The sequence below is a fragment of the Methylocapsa aurea genome (assembly GCF_000746085.1).
GTDB classification, from domain to species: Bacteria; Pseudomonadota; Alphaproteobacteria; order Rhizobiales; family Beijerinckiaceae; genus Methylocapsa; species Methylocapsa aurea.
The window spans coordinates 122,501-147,909 of the sequence record NZ_JQKO01000009.1 but is presented as its reverse complement, the minus strand read 5'-3'; the positions used below and the strand labels follow the sequence as shown (position 1 = coordinate 147,909).

The following is a 25,409-nucleotide window of genomic DNA, read 5'->3' as shown; positions in this document are numbered from 1 at the left end:
CCCAGAAATTTGCGATTTCTGCTTCCCGGAGGGCAAACCTTCCGAAGCCGCTGGAAAGGGCGATGCCGGCGCATTTTTAAATGCAAGCGCTTGAATGGTGGGCGCGACAGGGATTGAACCTGTGACCCCTCCCGTGTGAAGGGAGTGCTCTCCCGCTGAGCTACGCACCCGCCGGCGGCCGATCTATTGGCCGCAAAATTCAAGGCGTCGGGAATTCGCGCCAAGCCGCGCGAAGCCGGACCCTTTATGAAAGCCAGAGCAGCGAAGTCAAGGCGGATTTCGTGGTTGCTCTGAAACCGATCGATTGAGCCAGCGCGATTCGCATCTAGGCCGCCTCTTATTGCGCCCCGGAGGCGGCTTTTCGGGTCGCGCGGTCAAGCTTAGGCAAGGCAGGCGGCGAGCCGATCGTACCAGAGCACCTGGTCGGCTGGGGTGAAGTGTGCGTTGGCCGGACTTGGATTGGGGACCACAAAGACTTGCGTTTGGCCGATCCGGAGCGACTGCAGACCGAGGATTGGATCGGATTTCGCAGCGACCAGAGCGCGATGAACCCGCCGATACGCCATCGTCCCATGGAAACAGGCTATGTGCGGTTGAAGCCGCTCGAGTTTTTCCAAAAGGTGCGGCATGGCCGCCTCAAATTCCGCTGACGTGAGATCGCTGGCGCGCGCGGTCGGGCGTTTGACCGCGTCGGTGAAGCCAAACCCGTGATCGAGGAGCTGGCGGTCATGCGCCGGCTCCAAACGCGAAACGCCAAGGGAGCGGCGCGCGGAATGGCTGAGAACCGAGCGTGAGAACGAGGGCCAGAACCGGTTTGCCGCGCGGGCGAAATAATGCCCTTGGGCGACCGAAAACGTCGAAGGATTGATGCCGACGAAAATCACGTCAAGCTTGTCCCGCACGAGGTCGGGAAGGCTTTCACGCGGATCACGCAAGTCAACGTTATTGCTCATGTCGGCAATTCAACTCTTTTCGGGAGAAAGCCGCCCTTGCCCGTTCCGGGGCGCAAAACATACCGCTTGCCCCAAGGCGTCAAGAGAATGCAATGACAAAGCGGCATGAATCGGAGCGCGGGAGGATGAGGCGGGACGCTGCCCCAGGCCTTCGCGGCTGCTCGGGGGAGGTGGAATGACAATCATCAATTTTGCGCGTCGAGCGACTGCGGGCATTGGCGTTCTCGCGCTTGCGGCAGGGAGCGTCCAAGGCGCGAACAGCGCTCTGGCTTCTCCCGATGGGCTGGAGAAAATCGAGGCGATTGTCGTGATCTACGCGGAAAATCGCAGCTTCGATAATCTTTATGGTCATTTTCCCGGCGCGAATGGACTTTCCAAACAAACGCCTGAGGCGGCGCGCCAATTCGATCGCGACGGCTCGCTCTTGCCGGAATTGCCGCCGATCTGGAAAGGGTTGACCGCGAAGGGAGTCGTTCCTGCGGTGACCGAAGCGCAGACCGCGCATCTTCCCAATGCCGTTTTCGCGATCGACGATCCCGCCGGCTTGAACACGCCGATCAGCGTCCCGACGGTCGATCTCGTGCATCGCTTCTATCAGAATCAGATGCAGATCAATGGCGGCAAGAACGATCGCTTTGTAGCCTATGGCGATTCCGGCGCGCTGGTGATGGGATATTACGATGGATCGAAGCTGCCGCTCTGGTCGGTCGCCAAGCGCTATGCGCTCGCCGATAATTTCTTCATGGCCGCTTTCGGCGGCTCCTTCGTCAATCATTTCTATTTGGCCTGCGCCTGCGAGCCGCGCTTTCCAAATGCCGACAAAAAGCCGGCCAAAGGCCTGATCGCCGTTGTCGAGGATGACGGAGTGACTTTGAAGCTCGCCCCGGATTCGCCGAGGTCGGCGCTCGAGGGCAAGCCGAAATTCGTCAATGACGGCGCGCTCTCGCCGGATCTTTACGCCGTCAATACGATGCAGCCGCCCTATCAACCAAGCGCCAACAAGCCCGCGCCCGGCGGCGACCCCGCCTATGCCGATCCGAACGCGGAGACAACGCTTCCGCCGCAGACCGAGCCGACCATCGGCGATCTCCTTAGTGCGAAAGGGGTGACCTGGGCCTGGTATGCCGGCGCCTGGCGGGCGGCCCTCGATGGGGTCGCCGATTCTGCCGTGAGATTCCAATTCCATCACCAGCCCTACAATTATTTCGCGGCCATGGCGCCGGGGTCGGCCGCGCGCGCCCAGCATTTACGCGACGGCGGCCTCAATGGGGCGGCCTTCATCGAGGCGATCGACGCTGGGACTTTGCCGCAAGTCGGTTTCTACAAGCCGCAGGGCAATCTCAACGAGCACCCGGGCTATGCCGACATACTCTCGGGCGACGAACATATCGCGGAGGTTGTCGCGCATCTCGAGAAAAGCCCGCAATGGGGCCACATGCTTGTGATCGTGACCTATGATGAAAACGGCGGCTTCTGGGACCATGTCGCGCCGCCAAAAGGCGACCGCTGGGGGCCGGGCAACAGGATCCCGGCCTTGATCATATCGCCCTATGCCAAGAAGGGCTTTGTCGATCATACGCTTTACGACACGACCTCGGTGCTGCGCTTCATCACGCGGCGGTTTGATTTGCCGGTTCTCGATGGCCTGCGCCTGCGCGACGAGGCCATGGCGGCGCATGGTCAAAAGCTCGGCGATCTGACTGGCGCGCTGGACCTGTCCTCGCCCTGACCCTAGCGAAGACTACTTCGCCTCCCGTTTCGTTTCCCTCAATGGGGGAGCCGGAAGCTGAATGATTTGGCCCGCTTTCAGCTTGCTTCGATTGAGATGTGGATTGGCTGTGGCGATCTCGGTCCATTTCCGCGCATCGCCATAGAGCTTGCGGGCGATCTTGGCGAGGCTATCGCCGGCAACGACTTTATAGGTTGCTGGCGTCGCGGCGCTTTTCTCAGGCTCGGATGTTCGCGCCAAGGCCGGAGGGGCCGGCGCCGCTTCGTCGATGGCGGGTCGCGCGGGGGCTCCAATTTTCGGCTCAACGGTCTGCGGCGCTTTGGTCGCGACCTCGACGTCGGCGATCACCTCAAACTGGCCGTGCAACATGCCCATCCAGCAGCTCCACGGGATGACGCCTAGTTCACTCGGCGTGAATTCGATGGTCTGGGCGCCCTCTTTGACATCGAACTCCAATCCCAACTTGGGGACGACAATGCGCTTGTTGCAATGGGTGATTTCCTTGCCGTCAATGATCCATCTGACTGGAACCCCGCGGCGCAAGACGAAATGGTTCGGTTCAAATCCCGATTTGACGACATCCATCGCGATGGTTTGAACATGGCTCTCAACCGCCGACGAAGCGGCGGGGGGCTTTGCGAGGCCGAGCTTCGTCGATGCCGTCGTCAGGGCGGATTGCAGATCATAACCCGCGCCGGTCAGGATCAGTCCGCGATTGATCATGACCGCTCCCAAGAGAATCAAAATAACCCCCGAGGCGCGCAACAATTGATGGGTCAGCGCGCCCGAGATCAGACTGGTGAGAAAGCCAAAGCTGAGGAGGACCGGCAGCGTTCCGGCGCCGAAGGTAAACAGCATCTTGCCGCCCTCGATGGCGCTGCCGGTTCCCGCCGCCATCACATACATCGCCTGCAATGGGCCGCAGGCGATCATCAGGCCGTTCAACAATCCAATCACAAAGGGCCGGTTGCGGCTTCGGGTCTGCTGGCCTGACACCGCCCATGAGAGTGAGGCCGGGAGCTTAAGCCGGATTCTGCGCAGCGCCGGGAAGAGGTTCAGCATGTTCAGGCCGAACACGATCAGAAAGAGGCCGGCGGCGACGCCCGCGACGCCGCGCAGCATCGGCGTGAAGGCTATGACGGCGCCCAGCAGGCCGAACATCGCGCCGATGACCGTATAGGAGAGGGTCTTTCCTGCGCCGTAAAGCAGATGCGACAAGTGGGAGTTTTGTCCCATGCGCGCGTCGTCCGCCGTGTAGCTCAGGACAAAGCCGCCGCACATGCCGACGCAATGGAACCCAGTCAGCAATCCAAGCGTCAGGATCAGGCCATAGCTCATATGTTTGCTGACGTCGGGCGCGCCGCTTGTGCTGATGAACCAGGTGTCGAGGAAGATGATGAGAAGGATGCCGACGACGCCCAGGATAATGGCGGCGAGCGTCTTCAGCCTATTGCGCGGGGCAGGGACCTCATCAGGCAGAGCGCAGCGATAGCCCCTCTGCGAGACGGCGGCGCAGATGTCCTCGATATTCGTCAATGCTGGATCGAAGACGACCCCGACCGTCTCGGTTGCATAATCCGCTTTGATTCGCTGCACCCCAGGCAGCTTGCGCACCGCGTCTTCGATGATGTGCTCGCAGCCAGAGCAATGCATTCCTCGTGCGTGAAAGCTGACGCCATGCGCCTTCATGACGAGGTCCAATCCATCCTTAGACAAGCCGGGGCTATGAAGGGCGCGCGATGGTCAAGCGACCGTGCAGGCGCCGCTGCGCTGGACGCGCGCGCGTGAGGCGACCCAGAATCCCCCGTATTTCGGAGAGGGCCCCCTGGCTTCAGACGTAATCGACAGACGCCACTTGGAACGTATGAAGTTCATCCTCCTCGCGGATCGCGATATAGTCGCCGATGATGAAATGATCGTTTTCGAGATGGCGGATATTTTCGTCCTCGACGCCGCCGGCAGCGTCGTAGTGCAGCGTCCAGCTGCCGCCTGGTTTGCGCCTGAGGTGGCCGATCTCGTCATCCTCGCCGGCGCGAAATCGCACGATTCGGCAAAGATCGCGATGCTCCCGCCAGGATTCGACATCAATCCGCCCCTCGGCGTCGAGCGGAATGATGAGAATATAGCCGTCCTGCGCGCTGCCTCCGGGATGATTTTTCTCGCGCGCCAATTCGAGGCGGACGCGCCGGAAACCATGCGGGAATGGCCTGTGGCTTGGCTCGGGATGGATGGGGGCATGGGACAAAATTCGTCTCCTTCATACGCGAACCGCGGCGGGCTACGCCGACGGACCTGCGTTCCTAGATCGCCCAGATTCAAAGGGTTAGAGCATATTCTTATGAGACATCGGATATATCCAATCTCTCATAAGAATATGCTCTTGACCGGCGTGGAGGCGGGCTTCCCTCCTCGCGCCAATCTTTTGATAGCGCCTGCGCTGAAAAAACACAGTTTAAAAGTCATGACGTTGATGTCGATCAAAGCCTATATGGCGATCGATATAATGAGCGTCAGCGCCTTTTAGGATCTTGCCCTAGCTAGGCAGAAGGCGTTGCAGTCAACCTCGGCGTCGGCTCAGCTTGCCGGATGGCGGGAAAATCATCGGCCGTGATCGCCTCTTTCGTCAGCAGGAGTTCGGCGCCTTTGTCGAGATCGGCGCGCCGCCGCGCCAGAATGTCGCGCGCCTCCATAAAGGCGTTCGTCACCATGTCTTTGACGCTAAGATCAATTTCGCGCTGCGTCGCCTCCGAGGCCGCGGGCTTATCGAGCGGCTGCGAGCCGAGGAACATTTGCGGCGGCGGCTTATAGGTGCGCTGTCCCACCGCCGCGGCCATGCCATAGAGCGTGACCATTTCCATCGCGATGTCGGTGGCGCGCTGGAGATCGTCGGCTGCGCCGGTCGAAATGTCGCCCTCGAAAATCAGCATTTCGGCGGCTCGTCCGCCCATTAGCACCGTGATGCGGTGATGCAATTCGCTCGCGGCGAGAACGAAGCGGTCCTCCGTGGGGCGCTGGATCGTATAGCCAAGCGCGCCGACGCCGCGTGGGATGATCGAAACTTTCAACACCGGGTCGACATCGGGCAGGCTGGCCGCGACCAGCGCATGGCCCATCTCGTGATAGGCGACGCGCCGCCGCTCCGGCGCGCTCAAGATCCGGCTCCGCTTCTCGATCCCGGCAACGATCCGTTCGATCGCGGCGGTAAAATCCTCGAAGTTCACCGCGGCGCCCCTGCGGCGGGTCGCGACGATCGCCGCCTCGTTGACCAGATTGGAAAGATCGGCGCCGGTGAAGCCCGTCGTGATGTTGGCGACGCGATCAAGATCGAACCCAGGCTCAATCACGATCTTGCGCGCATGGACCCGCACGATTTCGAGCCGTCCCTTGTGATCAGGCCGATCGACGAGCACCTGGCGATCGAATCGACCTGCCCGCAGGAGGGCGGGATCAAGGATTTCGGGACGGTTGGTGGCGGCGAGCAGAATGACGCCGATCGAGGGGTCGAAACCGTCCAGCTCGGCCAGGAGCTGATTGAGCGTCTGCTCCTTCTCATCGAAGCCGCCGATTCCGCCCGCCGAGCGCGAACGGCCGAGCGCGTCGAGTTCGTCGATGAAGATGATGCAGGGCGCGGCCTTGCGCGCCTGTTCGAAAAGATCGCGGACCCGGGCGGCGCCGACGCCGACGAACATTTCCACGAATTCGGAGCCCGAAATCGAGAAAAAGGAGACGCCCGCTTCGCCCGCCACCGCGCGGGCGAGCAGCGTCTTGCCGGTTCCAGGCGGTCCGACCAGGAGAATGCCTTTGGGCGCGCGGGCGCCGAGGCGGCCGAAAGCCTTCGGATCCTTGAGAAAGGCCACCACTTCCTGCAATTCGAATTTGGCTTCGTCGACGCCGGCGACATCCTTGAATGTAACCTTGGTGTCGGTCTCGACATAAACCTTGGCGTGCGATTTGCCGACGGTCATGAGACCGCCGAGGCCCTGCTTGTCGGCCAATCTGCGAAATAGAAAAACCCAGAGCAAATAGAAGGCGATGCCCGGAATGACCCAGCCGAGGACCGCGCCGATGATCCCAGCGGGCGGGGCGCCGGTTACGGTGACGCCTTCGGCCGCGAGCTTGTCGGCCAATGCCGGATCGACCCGGACAGTGATGAATTTATTGACGCCGTTGGGAGCCGGCGTCTTGAGCGTCCCTTGGATCGTATCCGCGCCGATCACGACCTCGGAGATTTTCTTCTCGGCGATGCGCTTTTCGAACTCGCTATAGGAAATCGTTTCGGTCTGCTGGTAGGAGCTCCACGCCTGCTGCAGCAGGAGCATGCCGGTGAAGGCGACGATGACGTACCAGATAGTCCAGGCCTGTTTTCGATTGTTGGACTCCATGGTCGTCTCACTCCCCGAGTCCGGCGCTCGAAGCAAGGGCCGAAGCAAATCGATCGCGCCTCGAAGGCATCTTCATAAAGCCGCTGGACAATAGGGTTCTGATCTGGATCAAACAGTAGCGCGCGTAGGCTGGGTCAAGGACTGGCGTTGCAAGCTGCGCGAGCGCCGACGTCATGGGATCTGAACTCTGGCTTCGCCACGCCCCACCGGGGCGGCGTTGAGGACGCATCGCATCTTGGCCTTGCTGAACGATCTCCGTCCGACTTCATCTTTCCGTGATCTTCAATTCGATTCGGCGATTGCGCCGATAGGCGTCCTCGCCATCGGCCGGGTCGAGCGGCTGGAATTCGCCGAAACCAGCTGCGGCGAGCCGCTGCGGCGAAACTCCTTTGGCGATGAGATACTGAACCACCGCGATCGCCCGGCCGGTCGAGAGCGCCCAGTTCGAGGAAAACTGCGTCGATTGGATCGGCTTCCTGTCGGTATGGCCATCGACGCGCATGATCCAGGGAATGTCCGGCGGTATCTCATGTTCGAGCGTGATGAGCGCGCTGGCGATCTTGTCGAGCTCGCTGCGCCCGGCGGGATCGAGGCTGGCCTGACGGGACGCGAAAAGCACCTCGGACTGGAAGATGAAGCGATCCCCGACAATGCTTATCCCCGGCCGGCCGCCGAGGATTTGCTGCAGGCGGCCGAAAAAGTCCGAGCGATAGCGGGCGAGTTCCTGAACCTTCTGCGCCAGCGCCACATTGAGTCGCGACCCGAGATCGGCGATCTTGGTCTGCGAGTCGCGATCGCGGCTTTCCGAGGCTTGCAACGCATCTTCGAGCGCCGCGAGCTGGCGCCGCAAGGCCGCGATCTGCTGGCTGAGGATTTCGATCTGCGCCTTCGCGCGCGCCGACGCCTGCTGCTCCGCATCAAGCTGGCGCCGCGCGCCTCCCGCGTCCGCGTTGGCGTCTTCAACGCCCGCCTTGCCGGAATCGATGAAACCCTGCAATTGCGCCTTGTCTTGTCGCGCCGCTTCAAGGCTCGCGGTCAAGGTGGCGGCGCTTGCCTGCGCCGCGCTCTTTTCGGAGCGCTCCAGCGCGAGCAAGGATGTCAATTCATCGATCTGGCGGTTGAGCTTCATCAGCGCGCTATCCTTGCCGGTCACCTCGCGGGCGAGGAAAAACTGCGCCAGCATGAAGACCGACAGAAGAAAAATCATGACGAGAAGCATGGTCGACAAAGCGTCGACGAAACCCGGCCAATAATCGATTTGGCGGACGCGCCGCCGCGCTCTGGCCAGGCCCATCAGCGCGCCTCTCGCAAAGGCTTTTGCATTGCTCGCATGGGCCTCACTCTTGCGCCTCCATCGCCGCCGTGAGGCGCAGCAAAACGATCTTGAGCTCGCGCTTCTGTTCGGCCTCCCTCTCGGCCCAATTTCGAATCAACTGCTGCTCCGAGCGCATGTGCTGAACCAGCGCCTGGACGCCGTCGGCGAGATTGGCCACGGCGATTGTCGTCGCCCTCGCCTGGCTTTGGTCGGCGCTCGCGGCGATCTTGTCGAGCGCGGCGCGAAGCTCGGGCGGCAGTCCCTCAGAGCCGGGTAGAGAGTCGGGCCGCGCCTCCGTCTCCGCCGCCGTCGCGGTCAGGCTGTCTTCGAGTTCGCTAAAGAACCGATTTTGCGCATGGCCGGCTTGAAGATCGAGAAAGCCAAGCACCAGGGAACCGGCAAGGCCGAACAGCGACGAGGTAAAGGAAATGCTCATCCCGGCGATCGGCGCCGAGAGGCCGTTCTTGAGGTCGTCGAACATGACTGCGGCGTCGGCTCCCGTTTGCATCGATTTGATGACGCCGCCAATGGAGCCGACGGTTTCGAGCAGGCCCCAGAACGTGCCAAGCAGGCCGAGGAAGATGAGCAGTCCCGTCAGGTATCTTGCGGTGTCGCGCGCCTCGTCGAGGCGAGCGCCAATCGAATCGAGGATCGCGCGCAGACCAGGCGTCGTCGCCCCATGGGCGAAGGGATGAGCGGCGAAGAACCGCGCCAGGGGCGCGAGCAGCGCCGGCGGCTTAACTCTTTGCGCCTCGCGCCGCAAATGCGCGTTGACCCATTTAACCTCGCGAAACAAGCGGATGACCTGGCGCAGTCCAAGAATGATGCCGAAGCAAAGCACGCCGGCGATCAATCCGTTGAGGCCGGGATTCGCCAGGAAGGCCGTCGCGATCTGGCGGTGCAGGATGAGCGCGCAAAAACCGGCCAGGATAAGAAACGCCAGCATGCGCACCAGGAAAATAACGGGCGAAGAAAGCCTGCCGAGATCGTCATTCGCCATTTGCGCCATTTGGATCATCCGCTGCGCGCGAGGAGCCCCAAGCGAAAGCGCTCGCGATTATCTTGCGCCGCGCCTCGGCCAATGGCCGAGCCGTGGCCAGCGTGGACTTTAGAGCATTTTCGGCCGGAGTGAAAACCTCTCATGGCCTATTGAAAATACGCCGACGCACGCCGGCGGGCAGCGCCAGCAAGCTTGGCGGGGTTGGAACCTCTGAGCAAAAGCGGCGTTGCTGATCCGCCAAATTGCGAGGCGGTCACTTGACTGATTTTTTTGAAAGCCCTGCCGCCCGTCCTCAAAAACAGCCCGATTCGGCGCGCACGCTCGAGATGCTTGCGACGCTGTTTCTCGTCGCCTTCGTAGTGATGACGCTTTACGTTGGGCGCGAGATTTTCGTTCCCATCGCGATCGCGATCCTGTTGAGCTTCGTGTTGTCGCCGCCAATCCTGGTGCTGCGGCGCTGGGGCCTCGGCCGGGTCCCATCGGTCGTCACAGTCGTGCTCGCGGCGCTTGTCGTCGCTTTCGCTGTCAGCGCGGTTCTGACCCGGCAGGTGTCCGAACTGGCCGTCGACCTTCCGAAATATCAGGCGACGGTAAATGAAAAGATCGGCAGATTGCGCGACGCCGCCGCCGATAACGTTCTCTTTGCGAAGGTTTCGGCTGCGGTCAAAAGCTTTGGCGAAATCATCCCGAATCGGTCGGCGCCGGCGAATGGGCCCGCGCCATCAGGTCCAAGAGAAAACAGGCTGACGCAAAGCCAAAGCCAGGTCCAAAAGGATGGCCACGCCGGCAACGAGGCCAGCGAGCGGCCGATTCCAGTGGAGGTGCATCAGCCGGCCCCAGGGCCTTTCGATCTTCTGCAGACCATCGCCGGAACCGCGCTTTCGCCTCTCGAGACGACTTTCATCGTCATTGTCTTCGTCGTGTTCATTCTCTTGCAGCGCGAGGATCTCCGCAATCGCTTCCTAAGGCTCGTCGGATCGGGCGATTTGCAGCGCACGACGCTGGCAATGACCGACGCCGCGGGACGGCTCAGCCGGTTTTTTCTGATCCAGACCCTCATCAACGCCTGCTTTGGCGTGATCGTCGCCATTGGCCTTTACTTCATTGGCGTTCCGAGTCCGATTCTTTGGGGCATTGTCGCAGCGCTGCTGCGCTTCGTGCCCTACATCGGTTCGTTTATCGCCGCGGGCTTCCCAATCGTCTTGGCGGCGGCGGTCGATCCAGGCTGGACCATGGCGCTCGAGACCTTGGCCCTTTTCGTCATCATAGAACCCATTATCGGGCAAGCGGTCGAGCCCTGGCTCTATGGCCGCCATACCGGACTTTCACCCATCGCCGTCGTGATTTCGGCGACCTTCTGGACCTGGTTGTGGGGCGCGGTCGGCCTCGTCCTGTCCACTCCGCTCACCGTCTGTCTCGTCGTGCTCGGGCGCCATGTCGAACGCCTGGCGTTTCTGGACGTCATCTTCGGCGATGCGCCGCCTCTGACGCCGGTGGAAAATTTCTATCAACGGATGCTGGTCGGCGACGCCTCGGAAGTCGCCGACCAGGCCGAGAGGTATTTGAAGACCCATTCGCTCGTCGATTATTTCGACGATGTGGCGCTTGCGGCTTTGCTGATGGCGCAGACGGACCTTCGCCGCGGCGTGCTCGATGAGGCCGGGCAACTTCGGATCAGGGACACGATCGAGGAGGTCGTCGAGGATCTCTCCGATCATGTCGATCAGCCGCCAACGCGCGCTGCGGCGCCTGAGCCGGCCGGGACGGGCGCGCCAGCGTCTGCCCAGGGTCCGCTCGCAATGCCGCCGACGCACGTGATCCCGGCGGCGGACATCGGCGGCCCTCTCGCGTCCGAGCAGGATCGCCCAACCACCGTTCTCTGCATCGCGGGCCGCAGCTTTCTCGATGAAGCGGCGGCCGCGCTGTTTGCGGACATTCTCAAAAAACAGGGAATCGCCGCCAAGGTCGAATCGGCTCAAGCGCTGACCATCGGTCGGATCGCGGATCTGTCGCCGGAGGGCGCGGAGTTGGTCTGCCTCTCCTTTTTTGATGCCGATTTGAGTGCGGCGCGGGCGCGCTTCGCGGTTCGGCGTCTACGCCGGCGCCTCAAGGATGTCACGATTCTCGCAGGTTTCTGGCGGAGCGACGCTAAAGAAGCCAACGATCTCTGTGCCGAGATCAGGGCGGACTTCTGCGCGACGACGTTCAAAGATGCGCTTGGCTTTTGCCAGCAGCAGGCGGCCGCAGGCGAGCGAACAGGAGAGTCGGGACCGACCGATGCAAAGCCCGCGGCTCTAGGTCTGGCTGGGGCGGCCTAATCAGGCGAGAGGTCCCAGCGCCGAAACTTCAGGGTCGCAGAGACCATGCAGGCGATGGGCGGCGGCATGGGCGAAACGCATCAAGACGGCGCGCCGCGTCGCCGCCGCCATCTTGTGCTCGGGCGCTTGCCGCAAAATTTCCGCGCCATAGGCGTCGGCGACAATAAGGCCGGCATCCGGGGGCATGATTTCGACCGGCACGGATTCGGGAATGGCGAAATAGAGCCTGTCGCAATGGGCGCGATAGTCGCGCCATTTCTGGTCGGCGCGAAAATCGGCGATCGAGGATTTGATCTCGATGATATGGATCGCGCCGTCCTCCGCCAGCGCGACGATGTCGGCCCGCCGTCCCGAGAGCAGCGGCAACTCGGTGAGGCTCGAGAATTTGAGCCGCCGCAACAGCCGCCGCGTTCCGCGCGCAACAAAGAGCGCCGTCTCGGACTGGCGTCCGTCTTGCGGGGCGAGGGGCTGTATCAGGCGGGGCAAGTGGGTTGAGCGCCATCTCATGAGCGAAGGTTAGCGCAGCAAGCCTGCGCGGGGCTTGCTCGTCAAGGGCAAGGAAAAGGCAGGGCGCATCACTGCGGCGTGGCGCCGGCCTGTCGCGCTTTGTCCGCGTTATACGCTTCAGTTTTCAGGGCTGCTTTGTCGGCCTTGGTAAGGACAGCGGACACCGGGCACTCCCGGCGGTCCTTTGGGTGGACGATCGCTTCCACAAGGGTGGCTGCCTGGCTGCCGGTGTCCCCAATGCGGCCGTTCTTAACGAGACCGCGCACGATAGATAAGGCGTCTTGGGTGTTGGAGTTGCCGCAGGCGAGGTCATGAAGATTGGCGGCCAATGCGCTGTCGCTTTCGGGTTTCGCTTCGAACTCTGCCGGGACGAGGTCTTGATTCGGTTGCGCCATGAGCTCCTGCGCCTTTTGGCATTGTTCAAATTTGCGCAAATACTCCTCGAGAAGGGGGAAAAGGGCGGCGCCCTCTTTCCCCAATTTTTCCAGCCCTGCGCCCTTAAGCGATGCTCCCTTGAGTTCCACCTCGAAGGCGCGCGCTCCCCGAAGCACAGCGTCTTCGAGCGATGCGCCCTGAAGCTGCGCGAATTCGAGCCATGCGCCCTGAAGTCCAGCGCCTTTGAGCGATGCCCCCTGAAGCTTCACACCTAGGGCATCCGCGCCCTGAAGCTGAGCTTCTTCAAGCCACGCGCCCTGAAGATCCGCAGAATTCAGCGATGCGCACTGAAGCTTTGACTGGAAGAGCGACGCGCCCTGAAGCTTGGCTTTGTGGAACCGGGCGCCTTGAAGTTTCGCCCGGTAGAGCGAGGCCCCCTGCAGATGCGCATTCTGCAAATTGGCCTTGCGCAAGTCGGCGCCCCAGAAAATGGCGCTTTCCAGATGCCGGCCGTCCAGGGTCAAAGTCTGCTTGACGCCATCCAGCTTTGTCGAATCGGCGACTTTCGCGGCTTCGAGCGCGTCGAATCCCGGAAGCACGAGCGTGTTGGAAAAGAGGCTCTTACGCCGCTCGGTAGCGGGATCGTGGTCGCCATTAAACAATAGGTCGTGGAACGAGGTTCGTTCCGGCGGTTCTTCCGCAGAAAGCCCTAAAGCAGTGCGATTGAGCGGGATCCACCGCGCATGGCCGACGAGCTCATCCATCCATTCGCCCGGGAAGGTCGCCGTCGTGAAGGCGAGGCCGATGGGAATGAGGCTCGCGAGGGTCACGATCGGATGGCGCCAGAGTCGCGGCCATTGGATCTCGCCGCGGCTCGCCAGCACCGCCGGCCACAAAATCCACAACAGCGCCACATCGGCGAGAAGGGCGACGCGCTGGACCCAAGTGACCCATTCGAGGTGATAGGGCAAAAACTGGAACTGGAGCAGAAGCAGCAGGAGCACGGGGCCGATGACCAAAGAGATCCAGGCGACCGCCTTTAAGAACCAGCCAAGGCCGCCGTCGCGGATGTCGCGCGGCCCGGCAAGAAATTGGACGAAAATATTGCTTGGCAATTGCCGTCGGAGGCCCAGTCGGATCTCGCGCAATTCCGCTGCGCGCTCTGGGCTGATATCTGGCGCGGGCGCCGCATCAGGATCGGGAATCTTTTTTCCCAATATGTCGTTGAAGGTCCCCGCCTTGGCCGCCAGTAGAACGAAATACATCAGCGTATAGGCGTGTGAGAGGACGAAGAGAATTGGCGCCAGCACAAAAAACGCGACGAGCGGCAACTCGACGCTCAGAAAAGGAAGTTTCACCGGGTTTTCGAGAAGAAGATCTTTATGCGTGACTGCGCCTGCAGCAATGCCGATATAGAAGAGGGCGAAAAGATAGCTGAGCCAAAGACCGCCGCTGAGGGAGGCGGCGTCCTCGACGCTCTTGCGCGCCGAGTCGAGATCATCGGCCTTTTCGGCGAATTTCCTGATCAGGTCGGGACGAGCGGCGGGCGACTCCAGCCGCGCCGCGCGAATGCGGGAAAGGCGCATCTCCCGAAGCCGCTTTGACATTAGCTTGCCCTCTGTCGCCATTATTCTGCCATAATGCGCCGAGCGACGCCAGAGCTGACTTCCTTATGTTGGCGGTGCCCAAAACGCCGGTTGAGGCCTGCGCAACCGCTTGGCCCAATCAACTGGCCGCATCGTCAAAGCGCGCCGCCAGCCTCTTTTGCGATGGCTTGCAGTTCCGCCCTGTCGTTCTCCGTCAGGTTGGAGGCGACGGCGCAGGTCCCCGGTTTGAGAATTTCCTCTATCAGCGCTTTGGCCTGCGCCTGAGTCGCGCGGATCCGGTAATTGTTGAGGAGGCCGCGCAAGATATAGGGCGCATTGACGCCGCCTGAGCAAACCGCGCTTTTCAATTCCTCGGCGAGCGCCTTGGCGAAGACGTCCGGTCCAACCATCGCGGATTCGAACTCCCTGCGCCAGTCCAGCGTCTGCGATTCGGCCTCGAACGGCCGCTCGGGATCAAGGCTTGCGATTTGGCGCAGGGCCAAGGCGCGCAGGTTTGGCTCGGGCGCGTTTTCGATCAATGTCTGGGGCGCATCCGTCTCGATTGTCGTCTCCAGCGCGAGATAGCGCGCCATGGTCCAGGGTTCGCGGGTTCCTACCCCGGTTTTTTGATCCCATGCCGTTTGCGCTTCATCCCATATGACGCCAGCGTCGCGGGCCTGAATTCTTGCCAGATATGTCTGCGGATCAAACCGCGCGCGCCACAGATAGGCATGGGTCAGGCTGGTCGCGTTGAGGACGGCGCCGGCAAAGTCGACGCCCTGGAGTTGCGCGGCGAGGAGAGACGCGCCCTGAAGCTGCGCATCTTTCAGCGATGCGCCGAAAAGCAGCGCTTTTTCCAGCGTCGCGCCCTGAAGCTGGGCATTCCTGAGCCATGCGCCCTGAAGCCCCGCCCCGGTGAGCGTCGCCCCTTGAAGCTGGGCGCTGTCCAGCCATGCGCCGAGGAGGCGCGCGCGGTTGAGATTGGCGCCCTGAAGCTGGGCCCAATCCAGCTTGGCGCCCTGAAGCTGCGCGCCGTCCAGAATCGCGCCCTGAAGCTGCGCGCCGGCGAGTTGAGCGCCTTGAAGCCGCGCGTCGGTCAGATCGACCTTGCGTAGATCCGTGTTCAGGAAAACCGCGCCCTCCAGATGGCGTCCGCGCAGGATCAAGCTTTGGCGGACGGAGGCGAATTCGAGATTCTCGATCTTGGCGGTTTTCTGCGCATTGAAATTGGAGAGGACGAGCGTATCCGAAAAAAGCCCATCGCGGCGCTGTCTGATCTGGTCGATGTCGCCATGGAACAGGAAGTCGTGCAGGTCGTTCAGGCCGTGCCCGAGCCGCGCCGTCACGGCGCGCGGCGGCAAGGTTTCCAACCGGTCGATCCAGGCGCTGATCCGCTCGCTGGGAAAAGTCGCCACCCCGAAGGCGAGGGCAATGGGAACGAGGCTGGCCAGCGCCGCCCATTTGTAACGCCACAGGGATGGCCATGCGATCGTGCTTCGGCTTTCGAGCACGGCCGGCCAAAGCAGCCATAGCAGGACCACGTCGGCGAGAATCGCATAGCGATGGAGCCAGGTGATCACTTCATGATGAAAGGGCAGGAACTGGGCTTGGATCAAGAGCAGCAGCAAGATCGGTCCGACGACCAGGCTGCTCCAGGCGATCGCCTTCAAAAGCAAGCCAAGCCCGCCTTTGCGGACATCTCCGGGCCCCGAAAGGAATTGCACGAAAACATTGCTCGGCAGCCGACGCCTCAGGCTGTCCTGCGTGGCGAGCGCAGGATGTTCCGCCGCGAGGGCGTCGTCGAAACCGCCGACCTTCGCTGCCAGCATGATGAAATGCACCAGAGTATAGGTATGGCTAACGATGAAGAGGATGGGCGCCAGGACGAAAAAGGCGATGAGCGGAAGTTCGACGCTCAGAAAGGGCAGTTTGACGGTGTGTTCGAGCAAGAGATCGAAATGAGTGACGCCCCCCGTCGCGATGCCGATATAAAACAGCGCGAACAGGTAGCTCAGCCAAAGTCCCGCGGCGACGGAAGCCGCATCCTCTACGCTCTTGCGGGCCGCGTCGAGATCCTGCGTGTCGCCTGCGGTCTTTCCCTGAGCGGAAAGATGCTCCCCCGCCGGCGTCTCTTGAAGCTGCTTTGACATTGCTTTGATTCCCCCCCACGGCCATTCTGGCACAGGCCGCGAGCGGAGGGGAGGGGCCGCTGGCAATGGCCTCTCGGCGTCGCTCGCTCTGCGAGACAACGGCGCGGGGCGATCCCGGTTGTCGTTAGGACTTCGACGCGGTCGCCGCGACCGCCTTGGATCCGGCGCGCCGATTTGTGCCGCGCACTTTTGCCGAGGCAGGTGCGTCCGCGTAAGATTGACGAAGGCTATCTTGATCGCCATCCTGCTCTTTTCTATCGGCGTGGCGAAGTCTTGCAGCGAAGGAAGCCGCAAATGGGAGCTGCCGAGGCTATTCTTGAACCCTTGCTGAAGGCGGGCGGCGTCACCGCCTTGGTGATTGGGGTTTTCTATCTGCTCTATCGGCAACTCATGTCGCTGGGAATTTTCGCCAGACTCGGCTCCGCTCAGACCTTTGTCATCATTCTTGTGATCGCGTTTCTTGTCTGGTCGCTGGCCATGACCGCGCTGTTCTCCGGCAAGGACGGTCTATTGGCCATTGTTGGGGGATCTGGGAATACAATTCAGCAAAACGTTCAAAGTAAATGAATTTTGTAAGAAATATAGAGCATGCCGATGACAGGATCCGTCAAAGCTATGCATTGGGTTCATTGGCGTAAGCTTGCGTCCGCCCTGATTTTCTTTGCTATTGTTCTGGCGTGTCCGCCATGGGCTTTCGGGCAAGGAGCGGCAAAGGAAGAGTCCAACGACGCGAGCGCGGTCGTGCTGGGTTCCTGCAATGTCGTCCAGCAAAATGTCACGGCCACGGACCAGGCGACGATCATCAACGAGATCGATTGCATGCCGGAAAAGCCAGAAGATAGTTTCCTGCTGCGCTATCTCTGGCTCGACGCGACGACGTCGTCTTTTGTGGTCGCGGGACGCTTTGATCCCGCGTTAGCTCGGCTCCTGAGCGCAAGTCCCGTCATTGTCCGGAATCCGGTGTTTCAGAAGGTTCAGGAGATCGTGATTCAATTTGGTCTCCCGGCCAATTCGGCAACCGAGTCGCTTCGGTCGGACGTTCATTACAAGATCATGGGCAAGGGCGGCGAGGGCGACATAGCCGGAAGCGGCCTTCAACAAGCCCCTCTCGCCGCCTTGAAGAAACTGCGGATCTATGCCGGCGAGGAAAAGATCATTTGGCCCGACGTGCCTTCCCTTCGCGCGGTCTTCAAGACGCAGGATTGGCCGAGCGACTACAAGCTGACTTACGCGAAACCCGCTCTTTCCGACGATTTGAAAAAGCCGCAGGCCAGCCAGGACTTTCAGAACGCCGTAATTTCATGTGTGCTCCTTCATGCTCCCGTCCCGGCTTCCAGTTTGATGAATTACTGGGACTCGATGGCTGAACTTGAAACTACTCTGGCCAAAAGAGAGTTCCGGCATCAAGATGTGCTAAATGCAATTTTAGGCGCAGATGAGAGTAACTATAACTCATCTCTAGTTCAGAACAAATCAATCGATGCGATGTTGTATTTTGGCGATAAAAATTGGCCAGATGATTTTCTTTTAAGCTTCGGAAATGCGGTTCAAGGCGGATGTGGAGACGAGGAGACATATAATTTTGGTTTTTACGCGTTACCAAGACGCCTGTTTACCTTGGTTGCTGTCATTGAACCTCGCCACAAGGATTTGCAGATCGAAAAAATTAGCTATCTGGCGGACACGGCCGAGCAGCTCAGGCTCTTGCGGCAAGGCGCCGAGCCGCAAAGTTCGCCCTCAGGCGTCATCACGGTCAAGAAGGGCGAAATGGCTGTCATCCCTTTGCGAATTGAGTTGCGATACGATCTGGAAGATGCCGATCTTCCTATTGTAAGCTTGTTCGATTCGAACACAGCGAACGCCCTCCACAAGAGGATTGCGAACGCTGCATTGCCGTTGATAAAATTTACGGGACGAGACAGCGTCGGCGCGGCTGAAAACGCCGATGGCCTCGCCAAAAATCCCGTACGGACGATTTTCTCTAAATCCGTCGCCTCCTTTCGGCCGCCCGAAACGCGCAAGATCAATCGCACTTATGTTTTTGGTCCTGCATATGAATTGAAGGCGATTACAATTAAGGGAAATAGCGTGATCGTGCGGAGCGCGCCGGCCGCCGCCGTCGCGTTTCTCGGGCAGACTGGAATTGGCTCTTGCCCCTTCCTTTATGTTTCAGACGGGGTGGGCGATCCGAGCCGGGTCAAGCGCGTCCTTGTCGGAGCCTCGCGCAAAGAGCTCGGAAGGATCGAAGAAATCCCGCTCCCACCCGAGGCGCGCTCGTTTTTTATCAGCGAACAAGAGCCCGAAGTGACGTTCATCGAAACGGTCGCATTGCGGGATGCGCAATCCGGGGAAGAGCGCGTCGTCGCCTCGAACCTTGCAATTCGTCCGGGACGGTCCCGAGAATTTCAAATTCCAGAGGCGTTTCAGGGCCGAGCCATCCTGAAGCTGCGCGGCTACTATACGCCTCTGCGGTTCGATGAGATCGCGGCGCGCGAGGATGGTGCAAAAGCGCTTCCCGCTCAGATGGAATCATCTGATTGAAAGGGAATCGCTCAGATCCAAGAGTTGGCGCATGTTCTTATGAGACATCGGATATATCCGATGTCTCAATATCGAAAAAAGGCCGAGCCGCTTTTTCGGAACGCAGGTTTCTCGACGCGCGGTCGAGCGAGGCGGCGGTCACACTTAAATCGACCAGTCGTCGCCAAGATCGTCGATGCGGTCGATGAATCCGCGCTCTATCAGCGTTGCGACGATTTTGGCGGCGGCCTGTTCGGCGCTCTGGCCGTCGCGGGCGACGATGAGTTCGGGCGCTTCGGGCGGTTCGTAGCTCTGATCGATTCCGGTGAAATTCTTGATCTCGCCGGCGATCGCTTTCTTATAGAGCCCCTTTGGATCGCGCGCGATGCAGTCGGCGATCGGCGTGTCGACGAATATCTCGATGAATTCATCCTTGTCGAGAAGTTCCCGCACCAAGCGCCGCTCGGCTCGGAACGGCGAGATGAAGGAGCACAGAACGATGAGGCCGGCCTCGGTCATGAGTTTCGTGACCTCGCCAACGCGGCGGATGTTCTCGACCCGATCAACCTCGGTGAAGCCAAGGTCTTTATTAAGCCCATGCCGGACATTGTCGCCATCGAGCAGGACGGTGTGAACGCCATGCGCGTAAAGCCGGGATTCGACGAGATTGGCGATGGTCGATTTGCCCGAACCGGAAAGGCCGGTGAACCAGAGCGCGGCGGGCTTTTGATGCTTGAGCCGCGCCCGGTCGATCTTGGCGACATTCAGCCCCTGGCGATGGATATTGGTCGCGCGGCGCAGCCCGAAGGAGATAAGGCCCGCCGCCGCCGTCGCATTGGTCGCGCGATCGATCAGAATGAACGCGCCGGTCTCGTGATTGTCCTTATAAGGGTCGAAAGCGATCGGGGTCGTCGTCGCAAGATTGCAAAAGCCGACTTCGTTCAGGCTCAAGGTTCGCGCCGCCAGTTCGCCAAGCGTGTTCACGTCGAGGCGATGCTTGAGTTCGGTAATGGTGACGGGAACGGTTCGGGCGCCCGCTTTCATCAAATAGGAGCGGCCCGGCAAAAGCTTGTCGTCGCTCATCCAGATCAGATGGGCGGCGAATTGGTCGGACACCTCGGGCCGGCTTTTGGGGTCGCATAGCACGTCGCCGCGGGCGACATCGAGTTCATCGACGAGGGTGAGGGTGACGGCTTCGCCCACCGCGGCGCACGCCAGATCGCCATCGGCGGTGACGATGCGATCGACCCGCGAGGCGCGGCCCGAGCCCGCGACGACGATCTCGTCGCCGGGCCGGATCGATCCGCTCGCGATCGTGCCTGCAAGCCCGCGAAAATCGAGATGCGGGCGATTGACCCATTGGACGGCGAGGCGAAACGGCCGGCCGCTGTGATCTTCTTCCACGTCGATGGTCTCGAGATGGGCGAGCAGGGCGGGGCCATGATGCCAGGGCGTATTGGCGCTTTTTTGCGAGACATTGTCGCCATGGCGGGCGGAAATCGGGATCGCCGTAATCGTCTTGAAGCCGAGCGGGGCGGCGAAGGCTTTGAACTCGGCGACGATTCTGTCGAAGCCGGCTTGGTCGAACCCGGTCAGATCGATTTTGTTGACGGCGAGGACGACATGTTTGATGCCGGTCAGCGACACGATCGCGGCATGGCGGCAGGTCTGGGTCAGAAGGCCCTTGCGCGCATCGACCAGCAGGATAGCGAGATCGGCGCAGGAGGCGGCGGTCGCCATGTTGCGCGTATATTGTTCATGGCCGGGCGTATCGGCGATGATGAAGGAGCGGCGCGGGGTCGAGACATAGCGATAGGCGACATCGATTGTGATGCCTTGTTCGCGCTCGGCCTCGAGGCCATCGACGAGCAGGGCGAAGTCGATATTATCGCCATCGGTCCCATGCCGGCGGGAATCGCGCTCCAGCGCGGCGAGCTGATCGTCGAGAATAAGGCTTTGTTCGAAGAGCAGGCGCCCGATCAGCGTCGATTTGCCGTCGTCGACCGAGCCGCAGGTGAGTAGCCGCAGGGTTGGGAGCGCGGCGGCGGGCGTTTCCGGCGCGGCCGTTGGTTGAGCGTGCGCGGCCTCGAGCATCAGAAATAACCCTCGCGCTTTTTCTTTTCCATCGAGCCGGATTCGTCATGATCGATCAATCGGCCCTCCCGCTCCGACATGGTCGAGGCGCGCATTTCCGCGATGATGTCGGGAAGGGTTTCAGCGTCCGATCGCATCGCTCCGGTCAGCGGATAGCAGCCGAGCGTGCGGAAACGGATTTTCTCCATGCGCGGAGCCTCGCCCGGGGCCAAGGGCAGACGGTCGTCGTCGACCATGATGAGGGAGCCGCCGCGATCGACGACGGGGCGCTCCTTGGCGAGATAAAGCGGCACGACGGGGATGCCTTCGGCTAGGATGTAATCCCAAACGTCGAGTTCGGTCCAATTGGACAGCGGAAAAACCCGCATCGATTCGCCTTGCTTGATTCTCGTATTGAAGAGGCGCCAGAGTTCAGGCCGCTGATTGCGCGGGTCCCAGGCATGCGCCGCCGAGCGATGCGAAAAGATTCGCTCCTTGGCGCGGCTTTTTTCCTCGTCGCGCCGTGCGCCGCCGAAAGCCGCGTCGAAACGCCATTTGTCGAGCGCCTGGCGTAGCCCTTCGGTCTTCATCACCTGCGTATGCACCGACGATCCCGAGGCGACGGGGGAAATGCCGCGCTTTACGCCGTCCTCATTGACATGGACCAGCAACTCCATCCCGACCCGCTGCGCGGCTTCATCGCGAAATGCGATCATCTCGCGGAATTTCCAGGTCGTGTCTACGTGGAGCAGCGGAAACGGCGGCTTCGATGGAAAAAAGGCCTTCTGCGCGAGATGCAGCATCACGCTCGAATCCTTGCCGATGGAATAGAGCATCACCGGCCGCTCAAATTCGGCGACAACCTCGCGCATGATGAAGATCGCCTCCGCCTCGAGGCGGCGCAGATGAGGGGAGGCCCCTTGTTTCACATTAAAATCCTGTGTTACGCATAATTCCACTCGGCTAAAAATGTCATTATTCCTTCGCCTCGGCATTTGCAACGCCGGGCGATCAAGGCCGCGCGGACGGAATGCCGCAAGGCTCCGCAAGAGCGCTTCCCGACCAGATGGGCGCATCTGATCGACAGGAACCGCTCAATTTCAATGCATTGGGGCGTGTATTTATGAGACATCGGATATATCCGATGTCTCACGGCCGAAAACGTCGACCAACCGTTTTTAGAATTTGCTCTAGGGGTCAGAGCGTGAACCTTGGCTCAGTCGCCGGTTTGAGCAAAATCGCAAGACCCGCGCTGACCAGCACAGCGGCCTCGCAGGCCTCCGCCAATGCCTGATTCAGCCATCCCTGCGCATCCCTGAAGCCGCGGGCCACGGCGTTTTCAGGTACGATCCCTTGGCCGACCTCGTTGCTGACAAAGATTACCGGTCCGGCGAGCCGCGCCGCGATTTGCGTCAGCTCATCCGTCGCGCCAAAAAGATCGTCCCCTCGCAAGAGCAGATTGCTGAGCCAGAGCGTCGCGCAATCGACCACGAGGATGCGATCTTCCCGACCCTCGCGGCGCAAGGTTTCGGCAAGCGCGATCGGCTCCTCTATGAGCGTCCAGCGCGCGTCGCGGCCGGCCGCGTGGCGGGCGATGCGCGCCGCCATTTCGGCGTCATGCGCCTGCGCGGTCGCGACCAAAACCGGAAGCCGGCCGGAGGCTTCGGCGAGCCTTTGCGCATAGCGGCTCTTTCCCGAGCGCGCCCCGCCCAGCACCAGAAGGCTGCGGATCGGATGATCGGGGTTCAGGTGCGCCAAGGATGTTCCGGCAGATCGCTGACGCCGACGATGGCGACGCCCGCCTGCGCCACCGCGTGATCGTTCTCGACCGAACTGCCGCTGACGCCGATGGCCCCGACCAGGACGCCTTCCTCGTCGACGATCGGCAGACCGCCGGGAAAGGTGATCAGCCCCTCATTGGAATGTTCGATTCCAAAAAGGGGGCCGCCCGGCTGCGACAGATTGCCGATGAGGCCGGTAGGCATGCCGAAAAACACCGCTGTCTTGGCTTTCTTGATGGCGATGTCGATGCTTCCGACCCACGCATCGTCCATCCGGTAAAAGGCTTTGAGGTTCGCCCCCGAGTCGACGACGGCGATGCACATCTTCGTTCCAAGTTCGGCGGCCTTCTGACGCGCGGCCTCGATGGCGATTTGGGCGTTTGCTGCGGTGACATGCATGTTTCGCTCTTTTCCCTTGGGTGCGATCCGATTGTCCCGATGCACTGATCGAGCGGTTTTGGCGCGCCGTCAATGGGCTCGATCAATCCCGCCTGGTTTGTTTCCGCATCACTTTTTGCCGGAAAGCGGCGAGCGCTTTTCCATTATGATTAGCTCCGGCGTCATGACGCAGCGATGAAACTTCCATCGAATTGTCCCCAACCGGAAGTTCGGCTATGCTGCGTAAGCTTGAGCATGTTCCATTGGAGCTGAGCGATTCCTTTTCGATCGGATGACCGCATCTGATCGGGAAACGCTCTAGTGGTCCGACCCTGACGCTTGGCTTCCGAGCGTCAGGATCAAGTCGGCCCACAAAATTAAAATGCTGGTGGATCGATTTGATCCGACGGATGGGAATCATCCATAGGAATCGATCCACTAGGCAATATCCGCCGCAACGCGCCGACAAATCAGGTCCGAATGAGAGTCTTTTGCATCACGCTTTGGGCATCCGCGATTTGCTTATTCGGCTTTGCTTCTCCGGCCCTGGCGCAAGGCAAAGTCGTCAACGTCTATAATTGGAGCGATTATATCGACCCCAAGGTTCTCGATGACTTTACGAAGGAGACCGGAATCAAGGTCGTCTATGATACCTTTGATTCGAATGAAATGCTCGAGACGCGCCTCCTGGCCGGCAAGACAGGCTATGACGTCGTCGTTCCTTCAGGTCCCTTTTTGCAAAGGCAGATCGCCGCCGGGCTCTACCAGAAGCTCGATAAGGCGCGGCTCCCCAATAGCCGCACCCTCTGGCCGGAGGTGATGGCGCGGCTGGCGGTCTATGATCCAGGCAATCAATATGCCGTCAACTATATGTGGTTCACCACCGGGATCGCCTATAATGTCGAGAAGGCCAGGGAGAAAATCGGCGATGCGCCGTTAGCGCCCCTCGAAGGGGCGCTTGATTCCTGGTCCATTATCTTCAAGCCGGAACTCTTGAAGAAATTCGCCGATTGCGGCGTCTACGTGCTGGACAGTCCGGAAGACCTGTTTTCGACCGCCTTGCAATATCTACGGCTCAATCCGGATTCGAAGAGCCAAAGCGATTTGAGGCGCGCCGCCGATCTCCTGAGCCTTCTGCGCCGCTCGGTGACAAAGTTTCATTCCTCTGAATATATCAACGGGCTCGCCAGCGGCGACATCTGCCTTGCGGTGGGGTGGTCGGGAGACAGTTTCCAGGCCCGCAACCGGGCGCGCGAGGCGCAAAACGACGTCGAGATCAACTATATCATCCCCCGGGAAGGGGCCTTGATGTCGCTCGACAATCTGGCGATTTTGAAGGATGCGCCGCATGTCGAGGAAGCCTATGCCTTCATCGATTTCCTGCTGCGGCCGGAGATCGCCGCGCGCAACACCAACGCGACAAGTTTCGCCAATGGGGTTCTCGCCTCGAAGCCTTTCATCAACAAAGACATTCTCGATAATAAATCGATCTATCCCGACGCCGCCACGATGAGCCGGCTCTTCACCGCCAGGAGTTACGATCAGGCGACGCAAAGATTGATCACCCGCGAATGGACCCGAATCAAGACCGGCAAATAGTGTCGCGCTTTGGCCAATCCGTTTTCCCGCGCGAGGGCCGTCCCGCCGCGCGGAGTGTTGATGGGCCCCTTGCCTGCGCGGGATGGCCCGGCTCCGGCTTACTTCGGCTTCAGGACCGCATTCTTGATCAGCCCGACGATGACGGTCACGATCGCCCCGGTGACGCCGCCGCCCACCGCTTGACCAGCTAGGGCGGCAATATCGACGCCGCCGCCGGCAGCGCCGGCCAGGGCGGGGATCAGACTTTGGAGGATTGTTCCGCCAATGCCTCCGCCCACCGCGCCGCTGATCGTCTTTGCGACAGGCCCGAGGTCGATGTTTTTCAAAAGGCCCCCGACGGCATTGCCGCCCGCGGCGCCGGCGACGAGCTGGACGATGAGGTTGATGATCGCTCCCGACATATTCGTCTCCTCAGCGAGGCCCGACAAATCGAACGTCTTTGACCCGAGGGCCCCAATTTCATTGGGTCAAGGGCCAGGAAACCCCGCTTTTTGCGCTTAGTCCAGCCGCGCCGGGATCAAATCGACGCCGGTGGCTTGGGGCGGTTCTGAAGGAACCGATCTTAGAACGAACCCGTCCCTGCTTCGCACCGAAGCGCTCTAATAATCGATGGGATTCATCAGGAGGCTGACGAGCGCCGTCACGATGGCGCCGCTGGCGGCCCCGATGAGCAACTGGCCGAGCAACGAACCGATGTCGAAACCGCCAGCGCTCGCCAGAGGTGGGACAAGGGCCAGGAAAAT

21 protein-coding genes and 1 tRNA gene (1 of these 22 cut by a window edge) are annotated in these 25,409 nt (G+C 60.8%); 6 read left to right on the top strand and 16 right to left on the bottom strand.

Annotated elements, in window-relative coordinates:
* Nucleotides 1-95: 95 nt before the first annotated feature.
* Nucleotides 96-170, bottom strand: a tRNA-Val gene (locus DL86_RS07275).
* Between the two features lie 210 nt (nucleotides 171-380).
* Nucleotides 381-953: a mismatch-specific DNA-glycosylase gene (locus DL86_RS07270; protein WP_051952920.1), complete on the bottom strand. Its 573-nt coding sequence runs from the start codon at nucleotides 951-953 to the stop codon at nucleotides 381-383.
* 175 nt (nucleotides 954-1,128) lie between these two features.
* Between DL86_RS07270 and DL86_RS07265 the strand changes: the two genes are divergently transcribed.
* Entirely contained in the window at nucleotides 1,129-2,682 is a 1,554-nt protein-coding gene (locus DL86_RS07265) for an acid phosphatase (RefSeq protein WP_036259784.1), read from the top strand.
* Nucleotides 2,683-2,694: 12 nt separating this feature from the next.
* On the opposite strand, the gene DL86_RS07260 is transcribed toward DL86_RS07265, so the two are convergent.
* Both DL86_RS07260 and DL86_RS07255 read right to left on the bottom strand, forming a co-directional pair.
* Nucleotides 2,695-4,383: an urease accessory protein UreH domain-containing protein gene (locus tag DL86_RS07260; RefSeq protein ID WP_245276287.1), complete on the bottom strand. Its 1,689-nt coding sequence runs from the start codon at nucleotides 4,381-4,383 to the stop codon at nucleotides 2,695-2,697.
* Between the two features lie 130 nt (nucleotides 4,384-4,513).
* Nucleotides 4,514-4,927 (bottom strand): hypothetical protein, encoded by a 414-nt coding sequence (locus DL86_RS07255; protein ID WP_156964527.1) that lies wholly within the window; start codon nucleotides 4,925-4,927, stop codon nucleotides 4,514-4,516.
* Between the two features lie 135 nt (nucleotides 4,928-5,062).
* Here DL86_RS07255 and DL86_RS19735 point away from each other — a divergent pair, with 135 nt between their 5' ends.
* A complete protein-coding gene (locus DL86_RS19735; RefSeq protein WP_156964526.1) occupies nucleotides 5,063-5,206 on the top strand; it encodes a hypothetical protein in 144 nt (47 codons plus the stop codon).
* Between the two features lie 13 nt (nucleotides 5,207-5,219).
* On the opposite strand, the gene ftsH is transcribed toward DL86_RS19735, so the two are convergent.
* The 3 genes from ftsH to DL86_RS07240 all read right to left on the bottom strand — a co-directional run bounded on the left by ftsH (nucleotide 5,220) and on the right by DL86_RS07240 (nucleotide 9,379).
* Nucleotides 5,220-7,064, bottom strand: coding sequence for an ATP-dependent zinc metalloprotease FtsH (gene ftsH, locus DL86_RS07250; RefSeq protein WP_036259781.1), 1,845 nt, complete (start codon nucleotides 7,062-7,064; stop codon nucleotides 5,220-5,222).
* A 265-nt stretch (nucleotides 7,065-7,329) separates the two neighbouring features.
* Nucleotides 7,330-8,358 (bottom strand): peptidoglycan -binding protein, encoded by a 1,029-nt coding sequence (locus DL86_RS07245; protein ID WP_036259780.1) that lies wholly within the window; start codon nucleotides 8,356-8,358, stop codon nucleotides 7,330-7,332.
* A gap of 43 nt (nucleotides 8,359-8,401) precedes the next feature.
* On the bottom strand, nucleotides 8,402-9,379 hold the full coding sequence (locus DL86_RS07240; protein ID WP_202899177.1) for a flagellar motor protein MotA: 978 nt from the start codon (nucleotides 9,377-9,379) through the stop codon (nucleotides 8,402-8,404).
* Between the two features lie 257 nt (nucleotides 9,380-9,636).
* Between DL86_RS07240 and DL86_RS07235 the strand changes: the two genes are divergently transcribed.
* Nucleotides 9,637-11,697, top strand: a complete 2,061-nt coding sequence (locus tag DL86_RS07235; RefSeq protein ID WP_051952918.1) for an AI-2E family transporter — start codon at nucleotides 9,637-9,639, stop codon at nucleotides 11,695-11,697.
* On the opposite strand, the gene DL86_RS07230 is transcribed toward DL86_RS07235, so the two are convergent.
* The 3 genes from DL86_RS07230 to DL86_RS18665 all read right to left on the bottom strand — a co-directional run bounded on the left by DL86_RS07230 (nucleotide 11,698) and on the right by DL86_RS18665 (nucleotide 16,315).
* Nucleotides 11,698-12,204, bottom strand: coding sequence for an MmcB family DNA repair protein (locus tag DL86_RS07230; RefSeq protein ID WP_051952916.1), 507 nt, complete (start codon nucleotides 12,202-12,204; stop codon nucleotides 11,698-11,700).
* Nucleotides 12,205-12,272: 68 nt separating this feature from the next.
* Nucleotides 12,273-14,186, bottom strand: a complete 1,914-nt coding sequence (locus DL86_RS18670; RefSeq protein WP_162180404.1) for a pentapeptide repeat-containing protein — start codon at nucleotides 14,184-14,186, stop codon at nucleotides 12,273-12,275.
* 134 nt (nucleotides 14,187-14,320) lie between these two features.
* Nucleotides 14,321-16,315, bottom strand: coding sequence for a pentapeptide repeat-containing protein (locus tag DL86_RS18665; protein ID WP_051952912.1), 1,995 nt, complete (start codon nucleotides 16,313-16,315; stop codon nucleotides 14,321-14,323).
* A 294-nt stretch (nucleotides 16,316-16,609) separates the two neighbouring features.
* On the opposite strand from DL86_RS18665, the gene DL86_RS07215 reads away from it, so the two are divergent.
* Nucleotides 16,610-16,882, top strand: a complete 273-nt coding sequence (locus tag DL86_RS07215; protein WP_084572765.1) for a hypothetical protein — start codon at nucleotides 16,610-16,612, stop codon at nucleotides 16,880-16,882.
* A gap of 486 nt (nucleotides 16,883-17,368) precedes the next feature.
* Entirely contained in the window at nucleotides 17,369-18,856 is a 1,488-nt protein-coding gene (locus tag DL86_RS07210) for a hypothetical protein (protein WP_156964524.1), read from the top strand.
* Nucleotides 18,857-19,000: 144 nt separating this feature from the next.
* Here the strand turns inward: DL86_RS07210 and cysN are convergent, their stop codons facing one another.
* The 4 genes from cysN to DL86_RS07185 all read right to left on the bottom strand — a co-directional run bounded on the left by cysN (nucleotide 19,001) and on the right by DL86_RS07185 (nucleotide 23,088).
* On the bottom strand, nucleotides 19,001-20,929 hold the full coding sequence (gene cysN, locus DL86_RS07205; RefSeq protein WP_036259774.1) for a sulfate adenylyltransferase subunit CysN: 1,929 nt from the start codon (nucleotides 20,927-20,929) through the stop codon (nucleotides 19,001-19,003).
* A complete protein-coding gene (gene cysD / locus DL86_RS07200; protein WP_051952945.1) occupies nucleotides 20,929-21,780 on the bottom strand; it encodes a sulfate adenylyltransferase subunit CysD in 852 nt (283 codons plus the stop codon). Before cysD ends, cysN begins: the two co-directional genes overlap by 1 nt.
* A 325-nt stretch (nucleotides 21,781-22,105) precedes the next feature.
* The gene (cobU, locus tag DL86_RS07190) at nucleotides 22,106-22,666 is read right to left on the bottom strand and encodes a bifunctional adenosylcobinamide kinase/adenosylcobinamide-phosphate guanylyltransferase (protein WP_342585858.1); all 561 of its coding nucleotides are present in this window, start codon (nucleotides 22,664-22,666) and stop codon (nucleotides 22,106-22,108) included.
* Nucleotides 22,654-23,088: a GlcG/HbpS family heme-binding protein gene (locus DL86_RS07185; RefSeq protein ID WP_036259771.1), complete on the bottom strand. Its 435-nt coding sequence runs from the start codon at nucleotides 23,086-23,088 to the stop codon at nucleotides 22,654-22,656. Before DL86_RS07185 ends, cobU begins: the two co-directional genes overlap by 13 nt.
* A gap of 459 nt (nucleotides 23,089-23,547) precedes the next feature.
* On the opposite strand from DL86_RS07185, the gene DL86_RS07175 reads away from it, so the two are divergent.
* The gene (locus DL86_RS07175) at nucleotides 23,548-24,666 is read left to right on the top strand and encodes a polyamine ABC transporter substrate-binding protein (protein WP_036259769.1); all 1,119 of its coding nucleotides are present in this window, start codon (nucleotides 23,548-23,550) and stop codon (nucleotides 24,664-24,666) included.
* 98 nt (nucleotides 24,667-24,764) lie between these two features.
* Here the strand turns inward: DL86_RS07175 and DL86_RS07170 are convergent, their stop codons facing one another.
* Together DL86_RS07170 and DL86_RS07165 are read right to left on the bottom strand one after the other, a co-directional pair.
* Nucleotides 24,765-25,067, bottom strand: a complete 303-nt coding sequence (locus tag DL86_RS07170; protein WP_036259767.1) for a hypothetical protein — start codon at nucleotides 25,065-25,067, stop codon at nucleotides 24,765-24,767.
* 198 nt (nucleotides 25,068-25,265) lie between these two features.
* Nucleotides 25,266-25,409 carry the end of a hypothetical protein gene (locus DL86_RS07165; protein ID WP_036259766.1) on the bottom strand. The gene runs 144 nt beyond the window's last position, so 144 of the gene's 288 nt are visible here — the last part of the coding sequence; the start codon falls outside the window, past its right edge; the stop codon is at nucleotides 25,266-25,268.